The sequence below is a fragment of the Ureibacillus xyleni genome (assembly GCF_900217795.1).
GTDB lineage: Bacteria > Bacillota > Bacilli > Bacillales_A > Planococcaceae > Ureibacillus > Ureibacillus xyleni.
The window spans coordinates 169,737-193,652 of the sequence record NZ_OBMQ01000003.1 but is presented as its reverse complement, the minus strand read 5'-3'; the positions used below and the strand labels follow the sequence as shown (position 1 = coordinate 193,652).

At 35.2% G+C, this 23,916-nt stretch carries 24 protein-coding genes; 22 read left to right on the top strand and 2 right to left on the bottom strand.

Annotated features, from left to right (window positions below):
• The first annotated feature begins 154 nt into the window (after positions 1–154).
• The 19 genes from mdh (at position 155) to CRO00_RS06425 (ending at position 21,160) form a co-directional block, all read left to right on the top strand.
• Entirely contained in the window at positions 155–1,093 is a 939-nt protein-coding gene (gene mdh, locus CRO00_RS06515) for a malate dehydrogenase (protein ID WP_097072870.1), read from the top strand.
• Positions 1,094–1,241: 148 nt separating this feature from the next.
• Positions 1,242–1,679: a MaoC/PaaZ C-terminal domain-containing protein gene (locus tag CRO00_RS06510; RefSeq protein ID WP_097072869.1), complete on the top strand. Its 438-nt coding sequence runs from the start codon at positions 1,242–1,244 to the stop codon at positions 1,677–1,679.
• A 55-nt stretch (positions 1,680–1,734) separates the two neighbouring features.
• Positions 1,735–2,445 carry a response regulator transcription factor gene (locus CRO00_RS06505; protein ID WP_097072868.1) on the top strand — a complete coding sequence of 237 codons (711 nt, stop codon included), beginning with the start codon at positions 1,735–1,737 and terminating at the stop codon, positions 2,443–2,445.
• Positions 2,442–3,896, top strand: coding sequence for a two-component system histidine kinase PnpS (pnpS, locus tag CRO00_RS06500; protein ID WP_097072867.1), 1,455 nt, complete (start codon positions 2,442–2,444; stop codon positions 3,894–3,896). The genes CRO00_RS06505 and pnpS overlap by 4 nt, the downstream gene beginning before the upstream one ends.
• A gap of 234 nt (positions 3,897–4,130) precedes the next feature.
• Positions 4,131–5,102 carry an FtsH protease activity modulator HflK gene (gene hflK, locus CRO00_RS06495; protein WP_097072866.1) on the top strand — a complete coding sequence of 324 codons (972 nt, stop codon included), beginning with the start codon at positions 4,131–4,133 and terminating at the stop codon, positions 5,100–5,102.
• Positions 5,099–6,130: a protease modulator HflC gene (hflC, locus tag CRO00_RS06490; RefSeq protein WP_097072865.1), complete on the top strand. Its 1,032-nt coding sequence runs from the start codon at positions 5,099–5,101 to the stop codon at positions 6,128–6,130. The genes hflK and hflC overlap by 4 nt, the downstream gene beginning before the upstream one ends.
• A gap of 238 nt (positions 6,131–6,368) precedes the next feature.
• Complete coding sequence (locus tag CRO00_RS06485) at positions 6,369–6,794, top strand: DNA polymerase I (RefSeq protein ID WP_237658342.1); 426 nt, start codon at positions 6,369–6,371, stop codon at positions 6,792–6,794.
• Between the two features lie 138 nt (positions 6,795–6,932).
• A complete protein-coding gene (polA, locus tag CRO00_RS06480; protein WP_097072864.1) occupies positions 6,933–9,560 on the top strand; it encodes a DNA polymerase I in 2,628 nt (875 codons plus the stop codon).
• A gap of 12 nt (positions 9,561–9,572) precedes the next feature.
• Positions 9,573–10,445, top strand: a complete 873-nt coding sequence (gene mutM / locus CRO00_RS06475) for a bifunctional DNA-formamidopyrimidine glycosylase/DNA-(apurinic or apyrimidinic site) lyase (protein ID WP_097072863.1) — start codon at positions 9,573–9,575, stop codon at positions 10,443–10,445.
• A gap of 18 nt (positions 10,446–10,463) precedes the next feature.
• Positions 10,464–11,057, top strand: coding sequence for a dephospho-CoA kinase (gene coaE / locus CRO00_RS06470; RefSeq protein ID WP_097072862.1), 594 nt, complete (start codon positions 10,464–10,466; stop codon positions 11,055–11,057).
• Positions 11,058–11,367: 310 nt separating this feature from the next.
• On the top strand, positions 11,368–12,387 hold the full coding sequence (locus CRO00_RS06465) for a glyceraldehyde-3-phosphate dehydrogenase (protein WP_097072861.1): 1,020 nt from the start codon (positions 11,368–11,370) through the stop codon (positions 12,385–12,387).
• 219 nt (positions 12,388–12,606) lie between these two features.
• On the top strand, positions 12,607–13,077 hold the full coding sequence (gene nrdR / locus CRO00_RS06460; protein WP_097072860.1) for a transcriptional regulator NrdR: 471 nt from the start codon (positions 12,607–12,609) through the stop codon (positions 13,075–13,077).
• An 18-nt stretch (positions 13,078–13,095) separates the two neighbouring features.
• The gene (locus CRO00_RS06455) at positions 13,096–15,885 is read left to right on the top strand and encodes a DnaD domain protein (protein ID WP_097072859.1); all 2,790 of its coding nucleotides are present in this window, start codon (positions 13,096–13,098) and stop codon (positions 15,883–15,885) included.
• A 3-nt stretch (positions 15,886–15,888) separates the two neighbouring features.
• A complete protein-coding gene (dnaI, locus tag CRO00_RS06450; RefSeq protein WP_237658341.1) occupies positions 15,889–16,836 on the top strand; it encodes a primosomal protein DnaI in 948 nt (315 codons plus the stop codon).
• Positions 16,837–17,298: 462 nt separating this feature from the next.
• Positions 17,299–19,230, top strand: coding sequence for a threonine--tRNA ligase (thrS, locus tag CRO00_RS06445; RefSeq protein WP_097072858.1), 1,932 nt, complete (start codon positions 17,299–17,301; stop codon positions 19,228–19,230).
• Positions 19,231–19,646: 416 nt separating this feature from the next.
• Positions 19,647–20,153 carry a translation initiation factor IF-3 gene (gene infC / locus CRO00_RS06440; RefSeq protein ID WP_121212725.1) on the top strand — a complete coding sequence of 169 codons (507 nt, stop codon included), beginning with the start codon at positions 19,647–19,649 and terminating at the stop codon, positions 20,151–20,153.
• Positions 20,154–20,183: 30 nt separating this feature from the next.
• The gene (rpmI, locus tag CRO00_RS06435; protein WP_097072856.1) at positions 20,184–20,384 is read left to right on the top strand and encodes a 50S ribosomal protein L35; all 201 of its coding nucleotides are present in this window, start codon (positions 20,184–20,186) and stop codon (positions 20,382–20,384) included.
• Positions 20,385–20,451: 67 nt separating this feature from the next.
• Positions 20,452–20,811 carry a 50S ribosomal protein L20 gene (gene rplT, locus CRO00_RS06430; protein ID WP_097072855.1) on the top strand — a complete coding sequence of 120 codons (360 nt, stop codon included), beginning with the start codon at positions 20,452–20,454 and terminating at the stop codon, positions 20,809–20,811.
• 79 nt (positions 20,812–20,890) lie between these two features.
• Positions 20,891–21,160 (top strand): DUF1294 domain-containing protein, encoded by a 270-nt coding sequence (locus tag CRO00_RS06425; RefSeq protein ID WP_097072854.1) that lies wholly within the window; start codon positions 20,891–20,893, stop codon positions 21,158–21,160.
• Between the two features lie 75 nt (positions 21,161–21,235).
• On the opposite strand, the gene CRO00_RS20530 is transcribed toward CRO00_RS06425, so the two are convergent.
• On the bottom strand, positions 21,236–21,361 hold the full coding sequence (locus tag CRO00_RS20530; RefSeq protein ID WP_272914311.1) for a hypothetical protein: 126 nt from the start codon (positions 21,359–21,361) through the stop codon (positions 21,236–21,238).
• An 82-nt stretch (positions 21,362–21,443) separates the two neighbouring features.
• Between CRO00_RS20530 and CRO00_RS19985 the strand changes: the two genes are divergently transcribed.
• Positions 21,444–21,626 (top strand): hypothetical protein, encoded by a 183-nt coding sequence (locus tag CRO00_RS19985; RefSeq protein ID WP_141396945.1) that lies wholly within the window; start codon positions 21,444–21,446, stop codon positions 21,624–21,626.
• 187 nt (positions 21,627–21,813) lie between these two features.
• On the opposite strand, the gene CRO00_RS06415 is transcribed toward CRO00_RS19985, so the two are convergent.
• Positions 21,814–22,203 (bottom strand): sigma-w pathway protein ysdB, encoded by a 390-nt coding sequence (locus CRO00_RS06415; RefSeq protein ID WP_097072852.1) that lies wholly within the window; start codon positions 22,201–22,203, stop codon positions 21,814–21,816.
• Positions 22,204–22,294: 91 nt separating this feature from the next.
• On the opposite strand from CRO00_RS06415, the gene CRO00_RS06410 reads away from it, so the two are divergent.
• Both CRO00_RS06410 and CRO00_RS06405 read left to right on the top strand, forming a co-directional pair.
• Positions 22,295–22,777, top strand: coding sequence for a dUTP diphosphatase (locus CRO00_RS06410; RefSeq protein ID WP_097072851.1), 483 nt, complete (start codon positions 22,295–22,297; stop codon positions 22,775–22,777).
• A gap of 19 nt (positions 22,778–22,796) precedes the next feature.
• Complete coding sequence (locus CRO00_RS06405) at positions 22,797–23,885, top strand: M42 family metallopeptidase (RefSeq protein ID WP_097072850.1); 1,089 nt, start codon at positions 22,797–22,799, stop codon at positions 23,883–23,885.
• The last annotated feature ends 31 nt before the right edge of the window (positions 23,886–23,916 follow it).

Sequence of the window (23,916 nt, the reverse complement as noted above, 5' to 3'; positions counted from 1 at the left end):
AATTTAATTAATTTTTATAAAAAATTTTGATTTACCACATATTAGTTGACTATCGTCAGTGAATAGGACAAAATAATATTGTCAAAAAAAGGAGAGGATTTTTGAATTCTCTCCTTTTTAGTTAAAAAAATTGATGATAGAAGGAGCTATTTATATGACATTGAAACGAAAAAAAATTTCAGTTATTGGTGCCGGCTTTACTGGTGCAACTGCAGCCTTTTTAGCAGCTCAAAAAGAACTTGGTGATGTTGTACTAGTCGACATTCCAGAAGCGGAAAATCCAACAAAAGGAAAAGCTCTAGATATGTGGGAAGCTGCTCCTGTTCAAGGTTTTGATTCGTATGTAAAAGGTACTTCAAATTATGAAGATACTGCTAATTCAGATGTAGTCATTATTACAGCTGGTGTTGCACGTAAACCTGGTATGAGCCGTGATGATTTAGTTCAAATCAACCAAAAAGTTATGAAATCTGTTTCTAGTCAAATAGCGAAATACTCTCCAAACTCTACGATTATTGTTTTAACAAATCCGGTAGATGCGATGACATACACGGTTTATAAAGAAACTGGTTTCCCAAAAAATCGTGTCATTGGTCAATCGGGGGTATTAGATACTGCTCGCTTCTGTGCATTTGTTGCAGAAGAATTAAATATTTCTGTGAAAGATATTAGAGGTTTTGTACTAGGTGGCCATGGTGATACAATGGTTCCTCTTACACGTTATTCATATGCAGGCGGAATTCCGCTTGAAAAATTAATTGCTCCAGAACGTTTAGAAGAAATTGTACAACGAACTCGTGTTGGTGGCGGTGAAATCGTAAACTTATTAGGAAATGGTTCTGCTTATTATGCTCCAGCAGCAGCTATTATCGAAATGGCCGAAGCAATTATCAAGGATCAAAAACGAGTATTACCTTCTATTGCTTATTTAGAAGGTGAATATGGCTACGACGGAATTTACCTAGGTGTTCCAACGCTACTTGGTGCTGATGGCGTTGAAAAAATCTTTGAGCTAGATTTAACAGAAAATGAAAAAGCAGCATTAGACGTTTCTGCACAAGCAGTACGTGATGTAATGACTGTTTTAGAATAGATGATAACAAAAATCGAGTGGGACTTAAACCTACTCGATTTTTTACTTTACTACTTTAACAATGAGGTCCTCAATGTCTAAGATTATTGTTATTTTCTGAAAAAATTGATACTATGAAAGTAATCTCAAAAATAAAGGGGTTGCAAAGTTGCTGCTTAGAAAGGGTATGAAAATTGGTAAGAAGATAAATGATATTGTAGTTGGCGAAAGGTTACAAATAACAGAAAAAATTGAAGATAAAGATCTATTATTATATTTAGGTTTAACAAACGATAGTAATCCACTTTACGTCCAGCACGATTATGCTGCTGAAACATCTTATAAAAAACCAATTGTCCCTACGATTATGTTAAATGGGATTATTACTTCTGCTATTTCCAAACATATGCCTGGACCTGGTTCTCATATTCGTGAACAACATTTAATCTACCTTGAACCAGTTTATCATTATGAAACAATTGAAATACTGTTCGAAGTACAACAAATAGATATGCATTTAAACATTGTTGAAATCTTAGTAAATGCTTATAAAAATAAAAATATCCCAGTAATTCAAGGAATCATTAAAGTTTTACCTCCCAACTAGGAAGTGGCAAACTGATTTGAAATGGGGGTTTCAAATCATCATTGGAGGTTTATTTATGTCAAAAACAATTTTAGTTGTGGAAGATGAAGTTTCAATCGCAACATTATTAAAATACAATCTAGAACGAGTAGGTTATGAAGTATTACTAGCCCATGATGGAAAACTTGGACTCGAAACTGCTATTGAACATACACCAGATTTAATTCTACTGGATTTAATGCTACCAACAATGGATGGTATGGAAGTTTGTAAGGAATTACGTAGTCAAAAATATAATATTCCAATTATTATGTTAACAGCTCGAGATGATGAGTTCGATAAAGTTCTTGGACTAGAACTGGGTGCCGATGACTATATGACAAAGCCGTTTAGTCCACGTGAAGTAATTGCAAGGGTTAAAGCAGTATTACGCCGATTCACATCCACTCCACCTATTGAAGCGGAACAAGATAAAACAGTTTATCAATATGGGAACTTACAAGTTTATCCGGAACGTTTTGAAGCTTTTTTAGATCAAGAACCATTGGAATTTACACCTAAAGAATTCGAATTGCTTGTTTATTTATTAGAGAACAAAAACCGCGTATTAACACGCGACCAGTTGTTAAGTGCAGTGTGGAACTATGACTTTGCTGGCGATACGCGAATTGTCGATGTTCATATAAGTCACTTAAGGGATAAAATTGAAGAGAATAGCCGCAAACCGAAATATATTAAAACGATTAGGGGAATCGGGTATAAATTCGAGGAGCCGAAAACGGTATGAAAGCATATAGTAACAGACTCTTTTTATTCTACATTATATTAACCGGCTCTATTTTAGCTGTCCTTGGCTTCGTCTTAGGCCAGCTTTTTCCTTTCTATATTGAAAATTACTTTTTAGAGAACAACATAAAAATAGATGAAGAACAATTAAACTTTTTCAAAAAACAATTTGCATTCATAATTAATTTACTACTGATTGTTGCATTTATTTTTATTTGTTTGATTACAAGTAGGTTAATAAAAAATTTATTGGACCCAATTGAAAATATTACGCAAACAGCACGGGAATTAACAAGGGGAAATTATCGTACTAGAGCTTATGCTGTAGGACCTGCAAGTATAGTTGACTTAAGAAACTCCATCAATTTGTTGGCAAGGAACTTACAGGAAATAGAAAAAATGCGAGAAATTGAAGATGAACGATTAAAAACTTTAATTGAGAATATGGGAAGCGCCCTTATAATGATTGACCGTGAAGCTACCGTATCAATTGTAAATCGTCAATTTTTAGAAGGATTTGAATTGCATTTAGATGAGGTACGAGGTAAAAATTTCTTAACCTTGGGATTGCCGGAAAAATTAGAGAAATTTATTGATCATGTTTTTTTAACAGAGCTACCTTATCGAAAACAAATTGAAATCATTGTGAATCACGAAATTCAATACAAACAAGTCTATGGTGCCCCTGTTGTTGGAGAGCATGGACGTTGGTTAGGTGTTGTGATTGTAATGCATGATATATCGGAATTAATCCGTCTAGAACAAATACGAAAAGACTTTGTTGCAAACGTATCCCATGAATTAAGAACACCAATTACATCAATTAAAGGATTTTCTGAGACTTTATTAGATGGTGCATTTAAAGACGAACAAATGCTTATTTCATTTTTAGATATTATTTATCTAGAAAGTAATCGACTTCAAATGTTGATTGAAGATTTACTTGAACTTTCCAGAATTGAACAACATGGTTTTTCGGTAAAAATTATGCCAACAAGTTTACAAGAAGTTTTAAATCGTGCAGTAGAGTTAACAATCCCTCGTTTAGCTGAGAAAAATATGCAGTTTCATGTAGATGTTGAACGTGATGTAATCGTTGCTGGTGACTTTAATCGCCTTATTCAAATATTTACAAATTTAATTACGAATGCAATTACGTATTCTCCTGAAAATACGACGATTACGTTACGAATACAAAAAAATGATCAATATGGCATTGTAGAAGTAGAAGATCAAGGAATCGGCATAGAAAAAAATGAAATTGCCCGGGTTTTTGAGCGTTTTTATCGTGTGGATAAAGCAAGAAGTCGTAATTCAGGTGGAACAGGTTTGGGTCTTGCGATCGTAAAGCATATTGTTGAAGCGCATCACGGTAAAATTCAAGTAGAAAGTACAGTGGGGATAGGGACTTGTATGAAAGTGTTAATTCCTCTACGGAAAAACGTGAATTAACAATTTCTTTACAATGTTGTTATGTAAACTTCATATTCTTCGATTAATCTTAAATCTAGAAACCCCCTGTTTCAGATTTAGTAATTTGCAAAAGAATGAGAATGTCTCACAATGAGTGAGGCATTTTCTTTTTACATAGGTTATGTTGTTAAGATAATAATATTTTTGTATTAAATGAAACTTTTTATTAATTTTTACGTAAATAAATTAATTAACAAGTCGAGGGGGATGAAGATGAGTGTAAAAAAGACATTGCTAATCGCAGGGATGTCGATTGTGGCTATATTTGCGTTAATAGCTGTTTTCACATCTTGGTACACTGTTGATGAATCGGAACAAGCAGTTGTGATTACATTTGGAAATGCAGATGAAACAATTACAGATTCAGGGTTACACTTTAAGTTACCATGGCCAATACAAAAAGTGGAAGTTCTATCAAAAGAGACGTACAGTTTACAATTTGGTTATGAACAAACTGAAGAAGGAGTCATAGAAACTTTTGATAATGAAACAAAGATGATTACAGGTGATGAAAATATTGTATTAACTGATCTTATAGTACAATGGAAAATAACAGACCCTGAAAAATATTTATTTAATGCAGAAAATCCTAAAGAGATTTTACATAACGCCACATCAAGTGCGATTCGTTCTATCATTGGTAGCTCAACCATTGATGAAGCTTTAACAGACGGAAAAGCTGAAATTGAAGCAAGTACTCGTGATTTACTTGTCAATTTAATTGAGAAATATGATATTGGAATAAGTATTTTAGGGGTTAAATTACAAGATGTTGAATTACCGAATGCTGAAGTTCGTGCAGCATTTACAGCAGTAACTGATGCTCGAGAAACGAAAAATACGAAAACGAATGAAGCGAGAAAATATGAAAACCAAAAATTAAGTGAAGCTCAAGGTGAAAAGGATGCAATTATTTCCCGTGCAGAGGGTGAAAAAGTAGCTCGTATTCAACAAGCAGAAGGGGAAGTTGCGGTATTTAAAAAGTTATATGAGCAATATGAGGGCAATAAAGAAATTACCCGCCAACGTTTAATTATTGAAACGTTAGAAACAGTTCTTCCAAATGCACAAATTTACATTATGAATGATGAAGGGGAAACGTTAAAATACTTACCTCTTCAACCGACAGCTAGTTCTTCTCCAAAACAAACTGAAGAATCTACTGAAGGGGGCAACAAACAATGAGTAACAATAACAATAACAATCAATTCGATGGTGATTTAGAGAAATTCATTAAAGCGCTTTTCGGGAACAAAAATAAAAAGGATAAAAATGTTGTTGATATTAAAGATGCAAAAGTTATAAAAGAAAAAAGTAAAAAGCCGATTAATGGTCGACAATTCGCGAAGTCTGCCATAATCTTTACTGCTATCTTTGCAGTGATTGTTATTCTTCTTGCAAATATTTATATTGTAAAAGAAAACGAATATCGTGTGGTACGTCAATTTGGGGAAGTGGTCAAATACGAAAATGAACCAGGGATTAACTTCAAAGTACCATTTATTCAAAGTGTTACAACATTACCGAAAAATTTGATGACGTATGATATGACTGAAGAAGAAATCAATACATTAGATAAAAAAAGAATCATTATTGATAATTATGCAGTTTGGCGTGTAACAGATCCAAAGGCACTAATTTCGAATGCTGGTACATTAGTTAATGCAGAGTCACGAATGGAAGAGTTTATTTATTCTGTAATCCGAACTGAGTTAGGTCAATTAAACTATGACGATATTATTAATGACGAAAATTCTTCACGTGGTAGTATTAATGACAAAGTAACCGAAAGAGTAAATGAATTATTAGGAGATGGGAATTTTGGTATCGAAGTAGTGGATGTGCGTATTCGTCGTACAGACTTACCAGAAGAAAATGAACAATCCGTATATACACGAATGATTTCTGAACGCGAATCGATTGCACAGAAATATTTATCTGAAGGGGATGCCGAGAAAAATCGTATCGAGGCACAAACCGATCGTAAAGTACAAGAATTAATTGCAACAGCTGAAAAAGAAGCTGCACTTATTCGAGCTGACGGGGAATCAGAAGCTGCGAAAATTTACAATCGAGAATTTTCCAAAGATCCAGAGTTTTATTCTTTATACCGTACTTTAGAATCTTATAAAAAGACAATTGGTGATGATACGATGATTATCCTTCCTTCTGATTCACCATACGCAAAAATATTATCAGGTTATCTTGAATAGCAATTTCATGACCATCTATCAGAGCGTTTTTAGTTCTGGTAGGTGGTTTTTATATAAGATAGAATTATGACATACAAGCTGCAAATCGAGGTTGCAGTTGTCTTTATTAGTGTGTGGCTTATAGTGGTAGTGTGCGATAACTCTACAAAATTGAATTTCACATAATTTACTACTTTCTATTATTATAATACTTGCTATAATAATATAGTAATTTTCTAATAGAAAAGAGGTAAAGCGATTGAATAACTTAAATAAATGGATTCAAAATGGACTTCTCGCTTTTATTATGACTTGTTCAATTACAGCTTTATTTACTCCAACTCCTTATACATGGACGAAATTTGAAATTTTTTATATACCAATCACATTTATTCCTTTATTCTTTTTAACACTTTTTGTCGCTGAAGAAGTACGCAATAGTTTTAAAAAAGTTTTTAAGTTTGATAAAAGGAAAGATCAACGCCCGATTTGGCAAGTCGGTGTAGGGATGATTTTTTATTTTGCACAAGTTGGATTTGTTGAAGTATTTGCACGTTCATTTATGACATATAATTTAGGTGGCATGCCATTATATTTAGTCATTTCCTTTTTAAATGCTTTTTTAATTACCGTTATTTATGAAGAAATATTTTATCCGAAAGAAAAACGTATTATAAAAAGGTAATAATATTGAATGAAAAACACGTATTGATCGTTTAACGATGGATACGTGTTTTATAATGGAAAAAAGTCGGTAATAAAGATAAAGTAAAATAGAGATTATTCGTTAAGTTTACGATTTACATAATAAAGGAGAATTTCAATGGCAAAAGAGAAATTATTATTATTAGATGGCAATAGTTTGGCCTATCGAGCATTTTTTGCATTGCCGCTACTGGCAAATGAGAGTGGCATTCATACAAATGCAGTATATGGGTTTACAACGATGCTTCAAAAAATATTAGAAGAAGAAAAACCGACAAAAATGCTCGTCGCGTTTGATGCGGGAAAAACAACATTCCGTCATGATACGTTTGATGAATACAAAGGTGGACGCCAAAAAACACCACCAGAATTGTCAGAGCAGTTCCCTTATTTGCGTAAATTAATTGATGCGTATCAAATTAAGCGATATGAAAAAGAACTTTACGAAGCAGACGATATTATTGGAACGTTAGCAAAACAAGCCCAAAGTCAACATATGGATGTTATTATCGTTTCAGGAGATAAAGACTTAACCCAATTAGCAACAGACCAAGTAAGTGTTTATATTACTAGAAAAGGTATGACAGATATCGAAAAATATACGCCTAGTCATATTGAAGAAAAGTATGGTTTAACACCAAATCAAATTATCGATATGAAAGGACTAATGGGCGATCCTTCTGATAATATTCCTGGCGTTCCGGGTGTAGGTGAAAAAACAGCGATTAAGCTACTTAAAGAATATGGCTCTGTAGAAGCGTTGTACGAACAAATTGATAGCATGAAGCAATCGAAAATGAAAGAGAAGCTTGTGGCGAATGAAGAACAAGCGAAAATGTCAAAAAAATTAGCAACAATTTTCACAGAAGCACCGATTGACATTACTTTGGAAGACTTAAATTATCCAGGGCCAAATGAAGATAACGTATTACAAGTGTGGCAGGAGCTTTCATTTAAATCATTAATTGAAAAAAGTGATTTCCAAGTAGAAGAGAAAGTTACGGCTGAATTAGCGTTTGAAATTGTACGTGACGTTACACCAGATATGTTAAAAGATGTAATGGCCATTCATGTTGAACTAGAAAACGAACATTATCATACTTGTCAAATTTTGGGCGTTGGATTTTCAGATGGTGAAACAAACTTTTATGTTTCCTTCGAAATATTTAGTAACAATGAAGTCATAAAAAACTGGCTTGAAGATGAAACGAAGAAAAAGTATATGTCTGATAGTAAAGCTGCACAAGCCATATTAAAACGTCTTGGAATTAATTTACGCGGAGTAGAGTTTGACATGTTGTTGGCATCATATATTGTAAACCCAGCTATTTCAGGAGATGATATTGCAACACTTGCAAGAGAATTTGGGTATGGTGATGTACAAGCAAATGAAACCATTTACGGAAAAGGTGCAAAGTGGACAGTTCCTGCAGAAAATGTATTAGCAGAACATGTAGCGAGAAAGGCATTTTCAATATGGTCGCTGCAACCAGTAGTAGAGGAAAAATTAAAAACAAATGAACAATTTGACCTTTATTATGATCTTGAACTTCCTCTTGCTGCGATTCTTGGCAGGATGGAAAGCGAAGGGATCAAAGTTAATATTGAAACTTTAGAAAAAATGGGTGAAGAGCTAGAGCAGAAAATCACTTCCTTAGAGAAAGAGATTTACGAATTAGCTGGCGAAAAGTTTAATATAAACTCACCAAAACAGCTCGGTGTCATTCTTTTTGAAAAATTAGGGTTGCCTACGATTAAGAAAACAAAAACAGGTTATTCCACTGCAGCTGATGTGCTAGAAAGACTACAATCCGAACATACCATCGTGAAGTATATTTTAGATTACCGTCAGTTGGCAAAGTTGAAGTCTACCTATATTGAAGGGTTAATCAAGGAAGTACATCGAGGTGATAGTAAAGTGCATACCCGCTTCCAACAAGCATTAACTGCAACGGGGCGTTTAAGTTCAACTGATCCTAACCTGCAAAACATTCCAATCCGATTGGAAGAAGGACGAAAAATACGTCAAGCTTTTGTACCATCGAATGAAGATTGGGTTTTATTTGCAGCAGACTATTCTCAAATTGAATTACGTGTTCTAGCCCATATGTCGAATGACGATAATTTAGTTGATGCATTTAAAAAAGGGATGGATATTCATACACGTACTGCAATGGATGTGTTCCATGTATCAGAAGATGAGGTAACGAGCAATATGCGTCGTGCTGCAAAAGCGGTAAACTTCGGAATTGTGTACGGTATAAGTGATTATGGATTATCTCAAAACTTAGATATTACTCGTAAAGAAGCGGGCGAGTTTATTGATAAATATTTACAAAGCTTCCCAGGTGTAAAAGACTATATGGATAATATTGTGCAGGAAGCGAAATTAAAAGGGTACGTAACAACTTTATTAAATCGTCGCAGATACTTACCTGATATCACAAGTAGAAACTTTAATCTACGTAGTTTTGCAGAACGTACTGCGATGAATACGCCTATTCAAGGAAGTGCTGCAGATATCATTAAACAAGCAATGATAAATATGGATGCTCGACTAAAAGAAGAAGGGCTCAAAACAAAATTATTATTACAAGTACACGATGAATTAATTTTTGAAGCACCACGAGATGAAATAGAAATTTTAGAACGAATTGTACCGGAAGTAATGGAAAACGCAATTAGCTTAAATGTTCCTTTAAAAGTGGATTTCTCATATGGTAGTACATGGTACGATGCAAAGTAAGGAAGTGGAGACATGCCTGAATTACCAGAAGTAGAAGGTGTTGTTCGGGCGTTAGTGCCTAAAGTAGAGGGAAAGACAATTGAAAAAGTTGAACTTTCCCAAACAATATATCATTCATGGGCTGAAGGAAAACAATGTATTGTTAAAACGATTGAACCGAATCTTTTTGAACAAGCCTTGCAAGGAATGACAATTTCTAAAATCACTCGCAGGTCCAAATACATTTATTTTCACCTTGAAAAAGATGATAATCAATATTTGTTTGTTAATCATTTAGGGATGACTGGTGCTTGGTTTGTTGTTCAAGACTTAAGTGAGATAACAGAAGAGAAATTCAGAAAGCATACCCATGGCGTGTTTTACTTAACATCTGGGGAACTGCTTGTTTATAGTGATATTCGTCGATTTGGAGAAATGCGGTTTATTGTGAAGGAAGAAGAACATCCACCGCTTATGCAAATGGCACCGGAACCTTTTGAACCGAATGCATGTTATTTTTTCCTCGAAAAGTGTGAACTTCCGAAATATCAAAACAAACCGATAAAAGAAGTGATTATGGACGGACAAGTCATTTCTGGCTGTGGAAACATTTACGCAACAGAATCTTTATTTAAAATGGGGATACATCCGGGGCGTAAAACAAATCGAATTAGTAAACAGAGAAAAATTGAATTGTTTGAAGTTATCCGCAATATTTTACAAGAAAGTATTGAGATGGGTGGGTCAACAATATCAGACTATCGGAACATTAACGGTGAAGCTGGTGGGATGCAGCACCGTCTAAAAATGTACGGAAAGAAAATTTGTCCTCAATGTGGAAATGATACAAAATCGATGGTCATTGGTGGACGTACTTCAGTGTATTGCCCTCAATGTCAACATTAAAAGGTGTGGGATTTTGGAATGATAATTGGATTAACTGGTAGTATCGCAAGTGGGAAGAGTACTGTAGCAAACATGTTAAAAGAATATGGTTTACCTATTGTTGATGCAGATTTAGTTGCCAGACAAGTAGTGGAACCAGGTACAGAAACATTACAAAAAATTGCGGATGCATTTGGTCAAGATGTTTTAACAGCTGACGGAGCAATGGATCGAGCAAAAGTTGGCTCCATCATTTTTCATGACGAATCTAAGCGAAAAGTGTTAAATGACATTATCCATCCAGCAATTAGATCCGAAATGTTGCGTCAACGTGATGAACATGTTGCAAACGGGGAAAAAACGGTCATTATGGATATCCCGTTGTTATTCGAAAGTAAACTACAGCATTACGTTGAAAAAATTCTTGTAGTGTCGGTTAGTGAAGAAACTCAATTGAAACGATTGATTGAACGAAATCAACTAAGTGATGAAGAAGCAAAAGCTCGAATAAGTTCGCAATTACCTCTATCAATAAAGGAACAAGGTGCAGATGCGGTAATTAATAATAATGGTTCCATAGAAGAAACTAAACAACAGCTTGATGACATCCTAAAAAATTGGAATGTACTATAACATTCCCCTTGAAATTACAAGGCATAACAAAAGTAATTTACCTCTACATTAAGCGTAGAGGTTTTTTCTTGTTGGAAAAATATAAAAATTCGTTTTTTAGATTACGCTTTTCACAGTACTGATGTATATTAGTATTTGTTGAATCGGAGCTTATCTAAGGTGTATTGCTCCTGACAGTAAAGATTATTTTCAGAAAATAAGAATTTTTATTTTGTCGAAAGAATATGTTCACCTTTTTCGTAAATGTGCTATACTATTTGGAGAGAACAGATAACATAATTAAAAGCATATACAGGAGGCTTTATAAATAATGACAGTTTCTATTGCAATAAATGGTTTTGGCCGAATTGGTCGCATGGTTTTCCGCCAAGCAATTGTTCAAGAGGATTTAAATATTGTAGCTATTAATGCAAGCTATCCAGCAGAAACTTTAGCTCATTTAATTAAGTATGACACAAATCACGGGAAATTTGATGGCACAGTTGAAACTACCGAAAACGCTTTAATTGTAAACGGTAAACGTGTCGAATTAATTAGCGAACGTGATCCACTTCAATTACCGTGGAAAGCATTAGGTGTAGACATCGTTATTGAAGCAACAGGTAAATTTAATGAACGTAGTAAGGCGGCAATGCACTTAGAAGCTGGTGCCAAAAAAGTAATTTTAACTGCCCCTGGTAAAAATGAAGATGTTACAGTTGTTATGGGTGTAAATGATGATTTACTAGATATTTCTAAGCACGAGGTTATTTCTAACGCATCTTGTACAACGAACTGTCTAGCTCCTGTAGCAAAAGTATTAAATGATTCATTTGGTATCGAAAATGGTTTAATGACAACAGTTCATGCCTATACAAATGACCAAAAAAATATTGATAACCCACATAAAGATTTACGCCGTGCTCGTGCATGTGCAGAGAGTATCATCCCAACATCAACTGGAGCTGCTAAAGCGTTATCATTAGTACTTCCAGAATTAAAAGGAAAACTACATGGTATGGCTTTACGTGTTCCAACTTCAAACGTATCTTTAGTTGACCTTGTAGTTGACTTACAAAAAGATGTGACTGTTGAGGAAGTAAATAATGCATTTAAAGCAGCGGCAGAAGGTCCTTTAAAAGGTATTTTAAACTTCTCAGTAGAACCATTAGTATCAACTGACTATAATACAACAACATATTCATCAACTATTGATGGATTACTAACAATGGTAATGGGTACAAGAAAAGTAAAAGTTTTAGCTTGGTATGACAATGAATGGGGTTACTCTGCACGCGTTGTAGATTTAACGAAGAAAATTGTTAAAGCTCTAGAAACTGTTACTGCATAACATTGTGAAATAGATATCAATTGTGTAAAAGGTAGGAGTAATTCCTGCCTTTTTTCTTATGGTTTTGAAGACCAGTGCAATCTGTAAGACCTATACTCTTTTCTTGTTTTGTAAATTGTATTAGAATGTTATTTTGCATAAAAAATAAGTGCCATTTTTATCGGGCAAATAGATTTGGTATAATGTGATTACGAAATTATGTTGAACGGAGAATATGTTATGAGATGTCCAGCTTGTCAATATAACGGTACACGTGTAGTTGACTCAAGACCAGTTGACGATAATAAAGAAATAAGAAGAAGAAGAGAATGTGAATCTTGCGCGTATCGTTTTACCACTTTCGAAAGAATTGAAGAAACCCCATTAATCGTCGTCAAAAAAGATGGCTCTAGAGAAGAGTTTAGCCGGGAGAAAGTGTTACGTGGGTTAATTCGTGCATGTGAGAAAAGACCTGTTCCATTGGAGACATTAGAAGCAATCGTACTTTCTATTGAAAAAAACTTAAGAAGAATCGGAAATTCAGAGGTACGTTCAGAAGACATCGGAGAAATGGTAATGGACTTGCTTGCAAAAGAGGATGAAGTAGCCTATGTTCGATTTGCTTCTGTTTACCGACAGTTTAAAGATATAAATGTCTTTATAGCTGAATTAAAAGAATTATTGCATCGTCAATCAGAAATAAAAAAATAATTTTTAGGAGGGGAAAAAATGGTTCATCTATATAAGGAATTACAGCCTGCGGATCATTTTGAAATAAGTCTCCCTCAATCACTTTCAACGCAGGAACGACAGCTTTTAACGCTGTTTTATCAACCTTTAACAGGACCTGAACCGATAAGTCTTTATTTAACTTTATGGGCAGAGGCTGAGGATGCTACGTCTAGCAGCATGAGTCATTATTATTTAATGAGTGTCTTAAATATGCCAATTGGCAAAATTTTTGAAGCTCGAATTGCACTTGAAGCAATCGGATTACTTCGAACTTTTCGCAAACAGGAAGAGGAGAACCGCTCATTTATTTATGAATTGATTCGACCACTGGATGCTTATACGTTTTTTCAAGATCCTTTATTATCAATGTTTTTATTTTCTAAAATTGGCGAACAAGCCTACCGTAAATTGCGTAAACGTTTTGTAAAATCAGTAACTACGAATGGATTTAAGGATGTGTCACGAACTTTTACCGATGTTTACAAGCCAGTTCATAGTAAAATAAACATGGAACAGATGGACAACCAGCCAACTTCGACGATTCCGTATCCATTTTATATGGAAGAATTTGATTTCAATCTATTGAAAAGTGGATTAAGCGAACAATTGGTGCCGTCCAAAACTTTAACTTTAGAAATACGTGAAGTAATAGCGAAGTTAGCATATCTTTATCGTTTTAACCCATTAGATATGCAACAGGTTGTCATTTTAGCGTTAGATGATGAAATGAATTTATCGAGAGAGCGACTAAAAAAAGCAGCAGCCGATGTTTATAAATTAACGATTTCGAATGAGCCGCCTCAATTGCAAAAATTCTTTTCTACTGAAATTGATGAAAACCGAATCGTTGAAAAAACAGTTAAATCTAAAGAAGAAGAAATGATCGAGTATTTCGAATCAACAAACCCAATTGAACATTTGCGTAATTTAAACAATGGTAAAGAACCAACAGATTATACAAAAGAACTTGTATCAAATCTGTTTATAAACCATGGAATGAATATCGGCGTTGTCAACGTGTTAATCGAATATGTTATGCTACAAACGGATAAAAAGCTGCCGAAAAATTTTGTGGAAACAATTGCTGATCACTGGAACCGTAAAAATATTAAAACTGCCAAGGAAGCAATGGCAATCGCGCGCTCAGAACACGATAAATTTAAGAAAATAAAGAATAAAGAATATATCCCTAAAGTTAGTGAAGTTGAACTAGAAAAACAAAATGTATCTAATACAAATACACGTACTGCAAAATATGAACGAACAATACCATATGAATTTTTAAAACAATTAAATAATGGTAGAGAACCTTTCCCTTATACTATCGAGTTAGCAGAAAGCCTAGTAAACAATTATTCAATGCCGATTGGGGTCGTAAATGTTTTAATGGAATATGCATTTGAGCAAACAGATGGGAAAGTGACACGAAGATTTGTTGAGACAATTGCTAGTAACTGGATGAAAATAGGGATTGATACAGCAGAAGACGCGTTAAATCAAATTGATAAAACAATTAAAAATAAAGAATTCTTACGGACGACAGGTTTTATCCCAACGATTACAAGGGAAACCATTAAAAAAGATATAACTGAAGTGGATGGAATTTATTATTTTTATGAAACGACACCACCATATGAATTTATGAAAGATTTGAATAATGGGAGCGAACCTTTTCCAACGAATGTTAAAATCGCAGAAGATCTCATCAATAAATTCGATTTGCCTCTAGGGGTTGTCAATGTGTTGAGTGAGTATGTGCTATCTAGACAAGGTGGAAAGTTTTCGAAACGCTATGTTGAAACGATTGCGAACACTTTGAGACAAGCAGGCATACAAACAGCAAAAGAAGCATTTGACTATTTATCAAAAACAAAAGAAGAACTAGAAATGAAGAGCAAGCTTGGATATGTTCCGCAAATAACACAGGAACAGATCCAATCTGCTGATAATGATGGAGAACATTATTATAGTGCTAAAACGCCTTATGAGTTTTTAAAACAGTTATCGAATGGTACCGAACCAAATGCCTCGAATGTGAAATTAGCAGAAAGCCTTGTGTTAAATAATGGCTTATCCATTGGGGTGGCAAACGTTTTAATTGAATATGTTTACAATATTAAATCAGGTCAATTGCCTAAAAAATATGTTGAAACGATTGCAAGTAACTGGATTCATCAAAATATCCGTACAGTACAACAAGCAAAAGCAGTTCTTCACAATAAAGAAGCGGCGAATGAAATGTTACGCAATGTTGGTTATGTTCCTACCATTACCGAAACTGAACTACAACAAATGATCGGTAATCGTGACATTGAAGAACAATTTAAGGAATACGAAATGACAACACCATACGAATTTTTGAAAAAGCTAAACCATGGTGTTGAACCATATGCGAACAATATTCAACTTGCAGAAAAGCTTGTACATCGTTATAAGCTTCCAGTTGGGGTTACCAATGTGTTGATAGAATATGTGTTAGAAATAAAAGATGGAAAATTACCAAGAGCATATGTTGAAACCATTGCTGATAGTTGGAGTCGTAAAAATTTCGTTACAGCAAAGGATGCTGCAGAACACGTGGCAATGGAAAAAGAAAACTATGCGAAACGTCAAGAGGAACAAGAAAACCGTCCTCGCAGTAAGTGGGGAAGGGTTGAACAAATACCAGATTGGTTTAAAGAACGAAATGAACAAATTCCATCTAATGATAGTAGCCAACAACCTGATTCCATTGATTTTGAAAAAGAACGGTTAAGAATCCTTGAAAAGCTTGGTAGAAAAGAATAGTAGGTGAGTACAATAGAACCAATAAAAAATGCATTAAATAAAGTGATCAATGTTCCTTCATTTCAACAACGTTATGAAGAAGTGAAAAAAAATATTTTATCTAATTCTGAAGTTCAAGATTTTCTGAAAGATCATCAAAACATCTTAACGGACGATGTAATCGAACGAAGTCTACCAGCATTGCAAGAATTCACAAGCCAAGCTCATCAATGTTGCGGTAGTGGTGGAACGGGTAGTTGCACAAACTATGTTAATGGATTTGTTCCTAAGTTACGTTTAGGAAACCAAATTATTGTCGTGGATTATGTACCATGCTCCCAAAGAGTAATCGAGGAAGAACAACGAGAAATTGAAAAAATGATCTCAAGCTTCCATATGCCAAAAGATGCGCTCACTGCAAGCATTTCTACTATGGATATTAATACACCTGGTCGAATCAAAATAGCCGATTTTGTAGCTGATTTTATTAACGAAATTAAGGAACAACAATCGGTCCCATCAAAAGGGTTATATATTCATGGGGGGTTTGGTGTAGGGAAATCTTTTATTCTGGGTGCAATTGCAAATGAATTAGCTTTAATGAAGGTACAAACAGTATTAATGTATGTTCCTGAATTTTTAAGAGAGCTAAAAGAATCGATTGATGACTCGACTATCAAACAGAAAATTGAGTATATTAAAAAAGCACCCGTACTAATGCTTGATGATTTTGGCGCAGAATCCATGACAAGCTGGGCACGTGATGAAATTTTCAGCACTATACTAAATTATCGAATGTCAGAAAAAAAGCCAATTTTCATTTCGTCTAACTTTAATTATGATCAATTGGAATATCATCTTGCTAATTCTCAGAAAGGTGATAATGAACCAATCAAAGCTGCGCGGATGATGGAACGCATAAAAAGTCTGACAATCCCTGTTCCCCTAGACGGTACAAATCGTCGTGGATAAATTTTTGTGTTCTTAGTTGCATTTAAAATCATTCGAGCGTATACTATCGTTATAATTTAAATACCATTGCTTTGATGAGGACAACAAGTTTGTGAAAACGACTTAAAGAGAAGGAAACCTTGGCTGGAAGTTTCCTAGTACGCACACAATCTTTACTACCTCGGAGCTTTAGCGGGGATAATCCGCTAACGTTAATCGGTACGTTAACCGACCTAGAGCTTCGTCTGAAAACTAGTGTTTCGGAAGGAAGAAGGGTGGAACCACGAGCATACGCGTCGTCCCTTTCATAGGGATGGCGCTTTTTATTTTGCTGTGATGCGAAATTTGACAATTTATGTGCGATTTTCGTGAGTTTATGTGCGGATTTCTGGAAGTTATGTGCGGTTTTCGCGAGTTTATGTGCGAATTTCGAGAAATTATGTGCGTTTCCATCTTCAAACCAAAGAAAAAGGAGAAATCATCATGTCAGAAGTAATTAAACTTTCATTTCCAGATGGCGCTGTAAAGGAGTTTCCACGTGGTACATCAACAGAAGATGTGGCAGCCTCCATTAGCCCAGGATTAAAAAAACAAGCTTTAGCTGGTAAATTAAACGGCGTACAAATTGACCTAAAAACACCAATCGAAGAAGACGGTGCGATCGAAATCATCACACCAAAATCTGATGAAGCATTAGAAATTTTACGTCACTCTACAGCTCACTTAACTGCTCAAGCTGTAAAACGTTTATTCCCAGATGTTAAATTAGGAATTGGTCCAGTAATCGAAGGCGGTTTCTACTACGATATCGATTCTCCAACACCAATTTCAGCAGATGACCTACCAAAGATTGAAAAAGAAATGAAAAAAATCATTTCTGAAAACATCGAAATTGAACGTAAAAATGTAAGCCGTCACGAAGCTCAAAAAATTTACGAGGAAATCGGTGACGAATATAAATTAGAATTACTTGAAGCAATTCCTGCTGATGAACAAGTGTCTATTTACTATCAAGGTGAATTTTTCGACCTTTGCCGTGGAATTCATGTACCATCTACAGGAAAACTAAAAGAATTCAAACTTTTATCGTTAGCAGGAGCATATTGGAGAGGAAACTCAGATAACAAAATGCTTCAACGTATTTACGGTACGGCTTTCTTCAATAAAGAAGAATTAAAACATCACCTTCAAATGTTAGAAGAAGCAAAAGAACGTGATCACCGTAAAATTGGGAAAGAGTTAGAGCTATTCACTTTATCTCAAACGGTTGGTCAAGGGTTACCACTTTGGTTACCAAATGGGGCAACAATTCGTCGTATTATTGAGCGCTACATTGTTGATAAAGAAGTGCGTCTTGGTTATAACCATGTGTATACTCCAGTGTTAGGTTCGAAAAAATTATACGAAACTTCTGGTCACTGGGATCACTACCAAGAAGATATGTTCCCACCAATGGAAATGGATAACGAAACATTAGTGCTTCGTCCAATGAACTGTCCACACCATATGATGGTTTATAAATCATCTATGCACTCTTATCGTCAATTACCAATCCGTATCGGTGAGTTAGGAACAATGCACCGTTATGAAAGTTCTGGTGGTTTATCTGGTTTACAACGTGTGCGCGGCATGACATTAAATGATGCTCACATTTTTGTTCGTCCAGATCAAATTAAAGATGAATTCAAACGTGTTGTTGAATTAATCCTTGATGTATATAAAGATTTCGACTTAAATGATTATAAATTCCGTTTATCCTATCGTGACCCACAAGATACAGAGAAATACTTTGATGATGATGCAATGTGGGAACGTGCACAAAGCATGTTAAAAGAAGCGATGGATGATTTAGGTTTAGACTACTATGAGGCTGAAGGTGAAGCTGCATTCTACGGTCCAAAACTTGACGTTCAAGTAAAAACAGCAATCGGTAAAGACGAGACATTATCAACTGTTCAACTTGACTTCTTATTACCAGAACGTTTTGACTTATCTTATGTAGGGGAAGACGGAAAACAACACCGACCAGTAGTTATTCACCGTGGTGTCGTATCTACAATGGAACGTTTCGTGGCGTTCTTAACTGAAGAATATAAAGGCGCCTTCCCAACTTGGTTAGCTCCAGTTCAAGTGGAAGTAATTCCTGTTTCAAATGAAGTTCATTACGAATACGCTCAAAAAGTGGTTGCTGAGCTTCGTGCTGCTGGCATTCGTGTTGAAATGGATGACCGTGAAGAAAAACTAGGTTACAAAATCCGTGAAGCACAAATGAAGAAAATTCCTTATATGCTTGTATTAGGTGATAAAGAATTAGAAGCTGAAGGTGTAAATGTACGCCGCTATGGATCTAAAGATTCAGAAACAGTTTCCCTTGCTGAATTTGTAGAAAAAATTACTGCTGAAGTTAGGAAATAAGTTGAAAAGCAAATAACTTTTCTACTTTGGCAAATAAGTTATAATATAAAGCAAATAGCATATACCCAAAGGCAAATAACTAACTCATAAGTGCAAATAAACAAAAAGTTAAAATGTTAGTTGACATTCATATTTTGTGGTGTTATGATTATTTAGGTTATGAATACAGTTTGTGGTTGAAGTAGAGGCTGCCCGCTTCTCACCTGAATTACGCATTTTGCAGTTAACAGGTATGACACGTTGAATTGACTACGCTGATTAGACGCGTATGTATATATAGCGGGCGGACATCTTCTGAATAATGTCCGTCCTTTTTTTATGGACATACTTAGAAAGTGTACCGTTCAACCGGGCTAGCTAAGCCTTAATCGTGTATTCGCGACAAATCTTGGAGGTGGATTCGTATTAGCAAAGACATGTATGTAAACGAAGGCATTCGCGCACGTGAACTTCGTGTAATCGACCATAATGGTGATCAGCTAGGAGTTAAATCTCGTAATGAAGCGTTAGAACTTGCCGCTCGTGCAAACTTGGATCTTGTCCTTGTGGCCCCTCAAGCTAAGCCACCAGTCGCTCGTGTTATGGACTATGGTAAGTTTAAGTTTGAACAGCAAAAGAAAGATCGTGAAATTCGCAAAAATCAAAAAGTCATCAACATGAAGGAAGTTCGTCTAAGTCCTACAATTGATGAACATGATTTCCAAACGAAATTACGTAATGCAATTAAATTCCTTGAAAAAGGCGATAAAGTTAAATGTTCTTTACGTTTTAAAGGACGTGCCATTACACATAAAGAAATTGGACAGCGCGTATTAGATCGTTTTGCTGAAGCTTGTGCTGAAGTATCTACGGTTGAACAAAAGCCAAAGATGGAAGGCAGAAGTATGTTCTTAGTTCTTCAACCAAAGAACGAGAAAAAGTAATATTGACGAATATTTAGGAGGAAATTCGAAATGCCAAAAATGAAAACTCACCGTGGCGCTGCGAAGCGTTTCAAAAAAACGGGCAAAGGAAAATTAAAATTTGACCGTGCTTACGGTAGCCACTTATTCGCTAACAAATCTACTAAACAAAAACGTCACTTACGTAAAGCAAAAGTTGCTACTTCAGGTGACTTCAAACGCATCAGATCTTTACTTACTTACATGAAATAATATTTTTTGTGTAATAGATGAACGTGATTAAATTAAACATTCGAAAGAATTGCAGGAGGTAATTGTTATGCCACGCGTAAAAGGCGGAACAGTAACGCGCAAGCGTCGTAAAAAAGTATTAAAATTAGCAAAAGGTTATTTTGGTTCAAAACATACATTATACAAAGTTGCTAACCAAGCAGTAATGAAATCAGGTCAATATGCATACCGTGACCGTCGTCAAAAGAAACGTGATTTCCGTAAATTATGGATCACTCGTATCAACGCTGCTGCTCGCATCAACGGTCTTTCTTACAGCCGTTTAATGCACGGTTTAAAAGTTGCTGGTATCGAAGTTAACCGTAAAATGTTAGCTGACTTAGCTGTAACTGACGCTCAAGCATTTGCTCAATTAGCAGATGCAGCAAAAAAAGCTGTCGCTAAATAATTAGTATACTTATACAAAGCTGGTAGGAGAACCTATCAGCTTTTTTGTCTATTATAGAGATATCATTTAGGGGGTTACTATGGATTTAGCTTTATTAGCCTATATTGCCGTAATGTCAATGATCTTATGTATATTCATGTACGTTGATAAATCACGAGCTAAAAATCATGAGTGGCGAATATCGGAAAAATCATTATTTACGTTAGCCATATTAGGTGGAGCTTGTGGTGGTGTTTTAGGAATGTACTTATTCCGTCACAAAACAAAACACAATTCATTTGCCTTTGGATTTCCGTTACTGGCTGCAATTCATATTTTTTTCATAGTGAGAATGTTATCGCAGTATTAACATGAAAAATGCGTGCTTTATAGGCACGCATCATGTTCCAATTATTAGGAATGTTTGTAAGTTGCTAAATTGTAATTAAGCTAAATGTTTTTTACCAGCCTCTATGGTTCCCACAACGCGAGCACTTACGTCTGTTCCCATTAAATCTGTCAGGACTAACAATTTCGATAGTACATTTGTGGCATCTACCACGTCTGTCATCTCTAGTGTCTCTTACACGATCGTGATCACGGTTTCTTCCTCTATCGAAATCACCCATTGCACGATTATTGTTGCATGAACGATGTCTTCTGTCGAAATCACCCATTACGCGATCATTGTCACGGCGATGTCCTCTGTCGAAATCACCCATTACGCGGTCATTGTCACGGCGATGTCCTCTGTCGAAATCACCCATTACGCGGTCATTGTCACGGCGATGTCTTCTGTCGAAATCACCCATCACGCGGTTATTGTCGCAACGTGAATCTCTTCTACAACCCATATTTCCCACCTCCTTTCTTTACTATTTATATGAACTCGATTCTTTGTTACTTGTACAAATAACCATTTTAATAAGAAAAACTATAAATTTTTCTATTAAGATTGCTAATAAAATAAAAAGGATTGTCTACAATGCATAGATCATGCAATGTTCGACAATCCTTAACTTGTTATTTCTCGTTTTTCATTAATTGTTCTATTGGATTTTTCCAGTTAATTTTAGCTGTTGGATAGTTCAATTGAATTTCCTTTTCTAAATATAAAAAGTCTTCTTTTGTAAGGCCGTGAAGCTTCATTGTATCGTGTACCCAAACAAAAATTGAAACTACTTCAAAAGCGTTTTCTGTTGTTCCTAAATATTTTTCGCCTTCAAATAGGGCACCTTTGTAAGAAATATAAAAGTTTTTTCGTACGTTTTTTACATCATCGTAAAAATAATATTCTCCTTTCTCATATGCTTCATCTAATTTTCGTTTAGGATCGGTTAAAAAACGTACACCTTTATAAAATAAATAAATGATAAGGGCAATGATAAGAAAGCGGATGATTAGAAGAGCCATAAAAGTCCCCCTTGTAAAGACATAGTACTTTCATTTACGATTAACTAGTAGATGAAGTTTCATTTTTTATGAAGAAATTGAGGGATTTACGATGGAATTTAAAGAACTTTTTGAAATGCAACGCCAACTCGATTCTTTTATCGAACAAACACAAAAGATTGATCGAGATGTGTTTAAAGAAAAAGGTCTGGCGTTAATGATTGAACTTGCGGAACTTGCTAATGAAACGAGATGTTTTAAATTTTGGAGCACGAAAGGCCCTTCTGAAAGGGAAGTTATTTTAGAAGAATTTGTTGATTCAATTCACTTTTTACTTTCTTTAGGAAATGAAAAAAGTTTATTTTTAGAATCTTGGCCTGAGATTAAAACAAAAGAAGATTTAACAAGTTGGTTTTTACAAACACAGGAAGTTATTATACAATTTATCCAACATCCAACAGAGGATACTTACCGTGGAGTTTGGAAATGTTATGGAGTGTTAGCTTACAACTTAGGTTTCACATTAGATGACATAATGGAAGCATATATTTCTAAGAACGAAAAAAACTATGAGCGTCAACGTTCTGGATATTAGGATTTGGGAGGGCAAGTAAATGGCTCAATTAGATGACACTTTAAAAATGTTAAAAGAATTAACAGATGCAAATGGTATTGCGGGAAATGAACGTGCACCTAGACAAGTCATGAAAAAATACATTGAACCTTTAGCAGACGAAATTGAGTACGATAACCTTGGTAGCTTAATTGCTAAAAAAGTTGGGGATGCAAACGGTCCAAAAATTATGATTGCAGGCCACCTTGATGAAATTGGGTTTATGGTCTCTCAAATCGATGAAAAAGGGTTTATTAAATTTCAAACAGTTGGTGGATGGTGGAGTCACGTTATGCTATCCCAACGCGTTACGATTACAACCCGTAAAGGTGAAGAAATTATTGGGGTAATCGGCTCTAAACCTCCTCACATATTGCCAGCAGAAGCTCGGAAAAAAGTTGTGGATATGAAGGAATTATTCATTGATATAGGAGCAACCTCAAAAGAAGAAGCAGCAGAATGGGGAATTCGCCCAGGGGATATGATTACACCGTATTTCGAATTTAATGTGATGAAAAATGAAAAACTGTTATTGGCGAAAGCATGGGATAACCGTATTGGGTGTGCAATTGCAATTGACGTGTTTAAAGAGTTAAAAAATAGCAAGCATCCAAATATTGTGTACGGCGTAGGAAATGTGCAGGAAGAAGTAGGCTTACGTGGTGCTAAAACGTCTACCTTTAAAATTCAACCAGATATCGGTTTTGCCCTAGATGTTGGAGTTGCAGGTGATACTCCAGGAATTACCCCAAAAGAATCCACATCAAAACTTGGAGACGGACCACAAATAATTATTTATGATGCGTCAATGGTTGGTCATAAAGGACTTCGAGACTTTGTTGTAGATATTGCAGAAGAACATAATATTCCATATCAATTCGATTCAACACCAGGTGGGGGAACTGACGCAGGTTCAATCCATTTAACAGCAAATGGAGTTCCCGCAATGGCAATTGGTCTAGCAACCCGTTATATCCATTCACATGCAGCCATCCTACATCGTGATGATTACGAAAATACAGTAAAGCTAATTGTAGAAGTCATCAAAAAGTTAGATCGCGAAACAGTAAATAAAATTGTGTTTGATTAATAATAGGATAAGGAAACATAAAAATTAACTA